The sequence below is a fragment of the Bradyrhizobium australafricanum genome (genome assembly GCF_020329495.1).
GTDB classification, from domain to species: domain Bacteria; phylum Pseudomonadota; class Alphaproteobacteria; order Rhizobiales; family Xanthobacteraceae; genus Bradyrhizobium; species Bradyrhizobium australafricanum.
The window spans coordinates 1-6723 of sequence record NZ_JAGKJL010000139.1; the positions used below are offsets into that span (position 1 = coordinate 1).

Annotated in this window: 8 protein-coding genes; 4 read left to right on the plus strand and 4 right to left on the minus strand. The window is 64.8% G+C overall.

Translation table 11 applies throughout. The features are described 5' to 3' along the window. Positions 1-138: 138 nt before the first annotated feature. The 3 genes from J6525_RS45640 to J6525_RS45650 all read left to right on the plus strand — a co-directional run bounded on the left by J6525_RS45640 (position 139) and on the right by J6525_RS45650 (position 2730). On the plus strand, positions 139-1083 hold the full coding sequence (locus tag J6525_RS45640) for an alpha-E domain-containing protein (protein WP_057019095.1): 945 nt from the start codon (positions 139-141) through the stop codon (positions 1081-1083). A gap of 191 nt (positions 1084-1274) precedes the next feature. Next, positions 1275-2117 (plus strand): transglutaminase family protein, encoded by an 843-nt coding sequence (locus J6525_RS45645; RefSeq protein WP_225649525.1) that lies wholly within the window; start codon positions 1275-1277, stop codon positions 2115-2117. A gap of 187 nt (positions 2118-2304) precedes the next feature. Further along, entirely contained in the window at positions 2305-2730 is a 426-nt protein-coding gene (locus J6525_RS45650) for a carboxymuconolactone decarboxylase family protein (RefSeq protein ID WP_092089679.1), read from the plus strand. 30 nt (positions 2731-2760) lie between these two features. On the opposite strand, the gene J6525_RS45655 is transcribed toward J6525_RS45650, so the two are convergent. The 3 genes from J6525_RS45655 to pdhA are packed head-to-tail and all read right to left on the minus strand — an operon-like array spanning position 2761 to position 5949. Further along, entirely contained in the window at positions 2761-3858 is a 1098-nt protein-coding gene (locus J6525_RS45655) for a dihydrolipoamide acetyltransferase family protein (protein ID WP_038383322.1), read from the minus strand. 20 nt (positions 3859-3878) lie between these two features. Then, positions 3879-4859, minus strand: a complete 981-nt coding sequence (locus tag J6525_RS45660) for an alpha-ketoacid dehydrogenase subunit beta (RefSeq protein ID WP_092089694.1) — start codon at positions 4857-4859, stop codon at positions 3879-3881. Next, positions 4852-5949 (minus strand): pyruvate dehydrogenase (acetyl-transferring) E1 component subunit alpha, encoded by a 1098-nt coding sequence (gene pdhA / locus J6525_RS45665; RefSeq protein ID WP_176937213.1) that lies wholly within the window; start codon positions 5947-5949, stop codon positions 4852-4854. The genes J6525_RS45660 and pdhA overlap by 8 nt, the downstream gene beginning before the upstream one ends. Before the next feature lie 170 nt (positions 5950-6119). Between pdhA and J6525_RS45670 the strand changes: the two genes are divergently transcribed. Then, complete coding sequence (locus J6525_RS45670) at positions 6120-6338, plus strand: hypothetical protein (RefSeq protein WP_057019099.1); 219 nt, start codon at positions 6120-6122, stop codon at positions 6336-6338. An 84-nt stretch (positions 6339-6422) separates the two neighbouring features. On the opposite strand, the gene J6525_RS45675 is transcribed toward J6525_RS45670, so the two are convergent. Then, positions 6423-6723: integrase core domain-containing protein (locus tag J6525_RS45675; protein ID WP_225649526.1), on the minus strand; the 301-nt coding region annotated here is incomplete at its 5' end.

Sequence of the window (6723 nt, forward strand, 5' to 3'; positions counted from 1 at the left end):
CCCCCTGCAAGGGTGAGGGTCGGGGTGGGGGTCGGCCGCATACGCCGAATGGAGAGCCCCCCCCCCACCCGCCGCTGCGCGTCGAACTCCCCCTTTCAGGGGGAGGTGAAACACGTTTCGCCTTGTAGGGACTATCGCATGCTGTCGCGCACCGCCGAAAACCTGTTCTGGCTGGCCCGTTATGTCGAACGCGCCGAATATCTGGCACGCACCATCGATGCGACCTTGCGCGTCACCGCGCTGCCCGCGGCCTATGTCGGCAAGACCAATGAGTGGGATTCCGCACTGCTCACCGCCGGCGTCGGCGCGAGCTTCTACGATCACTATGAGGAAGCCGACGAGCGGAACGTCATCGAATATCTCTCCTTCTCGTCGGACAATCCGTCCTCAATCAAGAATTGCATCGAGGCGGCGCGGCTCAATTCACGCTCGGTACGGACAGCACTGACGTCGGAGATGTGGGACACCATCAATTCGGCGTGGATCGAGCTGCAGGCGGTCTGGAACAAGGGTCCCGCCAACCGCGAGGAGCTCGCCAAATTCCTGCGCTTCGTGCAGGAGACCTCGCTGCGCTTCGACGGCTCGGCCTACCGCACCATGCTGCGCAACGACGCCTACTGGTTCTCGCGGCTCGGGGTGCATCTCGAGCGCGCCGACAACACCGCGCGGATTCTCGACGTGAAGTATCACATGCTGTTGCCCGAGGAGGAGCATGTCGGCGGCCCGCTGGACTACTACCAGTGGACCTCGATCCTGCGCTCGGTGTCGGCAACGACCGCCTATCACTGGGTCTACCGGGAAACCCTGAAGCCCTGGCTGATCGCCGACCTGTTGATCCTCAACGATACGCTGCCGCGCTCGCTTGCCAGCTGCTACAGCAACCTCGTGCGCAACCTCGACCAGATCGGCGTCGCCTATGGCCGCCAGGGCGCCTCGCAACGCCATGCCCGCGGCATCAGGAACCGGCTCGAGCACAGCAACATGGACGATATCTTCCAGCACGGTGTGCACGAATTCATCCAGGAATTCATCGCGGACAACTCACGGCTCGGTGAGATCATCACCAAACAGTACCTGATCTAACCGATACGGCCGAAAAACGCTCAAATTGTCGTCATGGCGGGGCCAAAAGCGCGAAGCGCGTCTTCGCATGGGTGTCCCGGCCATCGACATCTTGCTTTCGCGCCCGATTAGGAAGAAAGACGTGGGTGCCCGGGAAGGGTCCGGGCATGACGGTCCTGCCCTGAAAAAACCGATTGAACACCGGTTGAGCCATGCGCCTGCGGATAGCCCACACCACCACCTATCGTTACGAGCCGGCGGCCTCGGGCGTGATCCAGATTCTGCGGATGACGCCCGGCAGCCATGACGGCCAGTACGTCGCGGATTGGCAGATCGACGTCTCGACCGATTCCCGGCTCGACACCCATGAGGACGCCTTCGGCAACGTCACCCATGTGCTGACGCACGGCTCGATCGCCGACCTCACGATCCATTGCGAGGGCCTGATCGAGACCCAGGATACCGGCGGCGTGCTGCGCGGCAGCGACGAGCGGTTTCCGCCGAGCCTGTTCCTGCGTCCCACACCGCTGACCGACCTCAACCCGGCAATGACGGCCGTCGTGCGCGAGCTGCGCGCGGAAGCCGGCGCCGACGTGCTCGGTTTCCTGCACGCGCTGATGGTGCAGATCTACGAGCACATGACCTTCGACGAGGCCCCGACCAACAGCGCCACCTCGGCCGCCGAGGCGTTCGCGCTGAAGCGCGGCGTCTGCCAGGACTACGCGCACATCCTGATCGCCTGCGCGCGCGCCGGCGGCGTTCCGGCGCGGTTCGTCTCCGGCCACTTCCTGCGCTCCGATGGCATGGTCAACCAGCAGGCCGGCCATGCCTGGGCCGAGGCCTTCGTGCCCGATCTCGGCTGGATCGGCTTCGACGCCGCCAACGGCATCTGCACCACCGACGCCCATGCCCGCGTCGCGATCGGCCTCGACTATCTCGGCGCGGCCCCGGTCCGCGGCACCCGCTATGGCGGCGGCAACGAGACGCTGACGGTCGCGGTCAAGGTCGACCAGGCCGGCCGTCCCGGCCAGTGGCAGAGCCAGACGCAGTCGTAGGGCTGATCCCTCTCCGCATCCGTCATTGCGAGCCAACGGGTCGCGCGAACGCGCGCCCGATGACAGGCTCCGCGAAGCAATCCTTCTGACCGCTTGCGGGGCCATGGATTGCTTCGTCGCTTCGTTCCTCGCAATGACGGCAGGGGTGCTATGATCGCTGCTGCAAACCGAACCAGCGAGACAAGCCATGGCCACCGTAAAACTGCTTTCCGACGACGAGCTCTCGGCGGAGGCACGCGCCGTCTTCGACGACATCCGCAAGACGCGGAACTCGGACTTCGTCAACAATTTCTGGCGCGCGCTGGCGCATGATCCGAAGACCCTGCGGCGGACCTGGGAGAGCATCAAGGAGGTGATGGCACCCGGCGCGCTTGACCCGAAGGTCAAGGAGATGCTCTACGTCGCCGTCTCGGTGGCCCACGGCTGCAGCTACTGCATTCACTCGCACACCGCGAGCGCCCGCACCAAGGGCATGACCGACGCCGAATATCAGGAAATGCTGGCGATCGTCGGCATGGCCGCCGAGACCAACCGGCTGGTCACGGCGCTCGGCGTGCCCGTCGACGAGGCCTTCCTCGTCGATGCACCTGCGGGACGAAGCCAGGAGCCGTGACGCTCCTGGCTGTTTCGCGAATGAGTGATGTCACGAAATGCGCTCGACGTCGGATTTGAGGACAACCAGGAAACGGGCAGCTTCGCCGCCCGTCACTACCCGATGATCGAAGGTCAGCGATAGCGGCAGCGTGCGTCGGACCGCAACCTGCCCCCGAAGCGCGACCACGCGCTCCGAAATCCGCCCGGCGCCGACGATCGCCGTCTGCGGCGGCACGATGATGAGATTAGCAAACCGGCCTCCGATCATGCCGAAGTTCGACAACGTGATCGTCGCACCGCGCAGTTCCTCCGGGGGTATCGCGCGCGCGATTGCGTCGGCTCGCAGACGGTCGAGCCCGGCCCGCAGGTCCGATACGCTCCGCTCCGCGACATTGCGCAGCACGGGAACGATCAGGCCGCCGCCGGTGTCGACGGCGATGCCGAGATCGATGCGCTCGATCAGGCGCCGTTCTCCCGTACCGGAATGATACCAGGCATTGAGCGCGGGCTCTGCCTTGCAGGCAGCGGCGATCGCCCGCGCCAGGCGGATTGTCACGTCCTCGCCCTGCCGCCAATCGTCGATGTCGGCTTCATCGGTGACCGTCGCGGGGACGATTTCCGCATGCGCTGCCGTCATGCGTTGGGCCATCGCGCGGCGCAAGCCGCGCAGCGGCTCGGCGGGTCCGCTGTGAGACATCCGCTTCGCCGCCCTCTCGACATCGGCCCGCGTGATGGTGCCGCCGGGCCCGGTCGCCTCGACGAGATCGAGCGCGACGTCAAGCTTGCGCGCAAGGGCGCGCACTGCCGGAAACACTTGGGCTCCCTGCCCGCTGGGCGGCGAAGCAGTTGCTGGCGCCGGCCGCTGCTCGCCGGTGTCGAGTTCGCCCACAATCGTGCCGGTGTCCTGCCCTGCGTCCTCGGCAAACTCGACGAGCGGCGCGCCGACCTTCACGATATCGCCCTTGGCACCGAACAGGCGCGCGATGCGTCCGCTCGACGGCGCCGGTATCTCGACCACCGCCTTGTCGGTCTCGACCGAAACGAGCGGCTGATCGGTCACGACGTGATCGCCCTCGTTGACGTACCAGGTGACGATCTCGGCTTCTTCAAGACCTTCACCAAGGTCCGGCAACGTGAACTGGCGCATGGCACAAGGTCCGTTGGTGTTCAGTTGTACTGGTGCGCCTTTCGGGCTGCGGTCACGATGCGTCCGACCGACGGCATGTAGCGTTGCTCGAGTCGAGCCATCGGGATGATCGTGTCGTAGCCGGTGACGCGGGTCACGGGTGCGAGCAGCGAGGACAGTCCGCGCTCGGCGATCATGGCCGCGATCTCCGCGCCAAATCCGCCGGTGTGCGCGGCCTCGTGCACGATGACGCAGCGCCCGGTCTTTGCGACCGACCTGAGCACGGTGTTTTCATCGTAGGGCTTGAGCGTGGCGAGGTCGATAACCTCGGCAGCGATGCTCTCGTCGGCGAGCGCGTCCGCTGCGGCCATCGTTTCCTTCAGCATCGCACCCCAGCTGATCAGCGTGACGTCGCCACCTTCCCTCTCGACATAGGCGCGATCCATCGGCAGGGCTTCGCCGTTGTCCTCGACCTCGCCTTTCACGGCGCGGTACAACCGCGTCGGCTCCAGGAACACCACCGGATCGGGATCGCGGATCGCGGCGAGGAGAAGTCCATAGGCGCGCTCCGGCGACGAAGGTATCACGACACGCAAGCCCGGAATGTGGGCCAGCATCGCCTCGGTGCTCTCGGAATGATGCTCGGGTGCGCGAATGCCGGCACCATGCGGCGTGCGCAGAACCATCGGACAAGTGAGCCGTCCCTGGGTACGGTTGCGCATCCGTGATGCGTGGTTCACCAGCTGATCGAGACAGGGATAGATAAATCCCATGAACTGGATTTCGCCGACCGGCTTCAGTCCCTGCGCGGCCATGCCGACGCAAAGCCCGCTGATCAGGAGTTCGGCAAGCGGCGTATCGAGGACGCGCTCTGGACCGAAGCGCTCCTGCAAGCCGACGGTCGCGCGGAAGACGCCGCCGTTGACGCCGACATCCTCGCCGAGCACGACCACATCGGGATCATCCGCCATCGCGCGGCCGAGCGCCTGATTGATGGCTTCGACCAACGTGAGTTCAGGCATCGTCCTCTCCCGCGAGTTCGCGACGCTGCGCGGCATACGCCTCGGGCAGATCGGCATAGAGGTTGTCGAACATGGTTTCTGCTCGGCGTGGCGGCGTCTTCAGATAGCGCTCCACCGCCGCCTCGATGCGCTCATGGCACTCGGCGGCAAGCCGCTCCTCATCCGCCTTGGTCCACATCTTCTGACCCACAAGATAGGACCGGAGGCGCGCGATCGGCTCTTCCTTCCAATGCGCCTGGACTTCTTCGGCCGAACGATAGCGCAATGCATCATCTGACGTCGTGTGATCGCCGAGCCGATAGGTGACCGCTTCGATGAAGTGAGGGCCCTTGCCGTCGCGGGCAGCGGCAATGGCCTCCTCGGCCGCTGCACGCATCGCCACCACGTCACTCCCGTCCACCTGCTCGCCGCTGAACCCGGCGCCGATGGCCTTCTGCGCCAGCGTCTCGGAACCCGTCTGCAGACGCAACGGCACCGATATGGCCCATTGATTGTTGGTGGCGACGAACACGAGCGGCAATTTGTGAACGCCGGCGAAATTCATGGCCTCGTAGACATCGCCTTTCGAGGTGGCGCCGTCGCCGAACATGCAGACGGCCACGCGCGGCTCCTTGCGCAACTTCAGGGCGTAGGCAACGCCGGCGGCATGCGGCGCCTGTGATCCGACGGGAACGCAGAACGGGAAATCGTGCACCGGACCGGAGAATTGATTGCCGCGTTCATCGCCGCCCCAGAACAGCAGGATCTCCTCCAGCGCGACGCCACGCCAGAGCAACGCGCCGTTGTCGCGATAGGAGGGCAACAGAACGTCATCCTCCCGCATCGCACTCGCGATGCCGACCGACACCGCCTCCTGGCCGAGCGAAATGGCATAGGTTCCCAGCCGACCGGTGCGCTGCAATGCAACAGCCTTTCGGTCGAACAGACGCAAGAGCACCATCGACCGGTAAAGTTCGACCAGCAGCTTGGCATCGGTGGCGAAGGCAGGAAGCGGCCGCTCTATCGAGCCATCGGGCGCGAGGTAATTGCGGCGGCGCACCTCAAAGCGCGCAATGACGGGGAGCTCTTCGTTTGCTCTTTTGCTGGCCACGCGCTCATTCCTGGAGCGGTTCTGCCTCCCACATTCAGTTATTTGGTGTTAGGGCCGCGACGATGCAATACCGTAGCAGCATCGCTCTTGGCGCACGCGTCAGCGGCCGGGTCGTAAGGATCGATCGACAGGATCCGTGGAACAGCGCCGCGACTGCGGTATAAGAGAGCATGGCAAATGGTCAGGTTGTCCTCGTAACAACTGCGCCGTTGGACGGCGGCCCGCCTGTTCGCTCGGTCTTCTTCGTGGCTGAAGGAGACGCGGCAAAGGCCACGGCAATTATTGCGGACATGATGGCCCCGAATGAAACGGTCGAAGCGTGGGGGCCGCTTCCCGAAGCAGCTGTCAAGGCGCTCGGGTTGAAACCCGGTGACTACACCCACAGCTGACTTGCATCGGATAGCTGTCCGGCGCGCCAAGGTCTGCGGCCGCATCCTTGCGCAGAGGGTGTGATCTTGACGCGGCGCCCTCGCTTACGTGTTCAGTCCCGTGAGTTTAGCAACGGCCTGGATCGGGGCCTGGTAGCCGAGGCATTTGAGGCGAGTCCGGTTGTAGTCGTGGACGAACCTGGCGATGAAGGTGTCTCGATCGGCGTGATCGATGAAGGTCCGCCGGGCGCTGCCACGCTTTGTTTCGCGGCCAATGGCTTCGGCGATGCGCCGGTTGAAACGTTCGACGAGGCCGTTGGTCTGCGGATGGTAGGGCTTGGTCAGGCGATGCTGGATGCCGCACTGTCGGCAGAGTTGATCAAAGGGGTGGTCGCCGGAAGGCTTC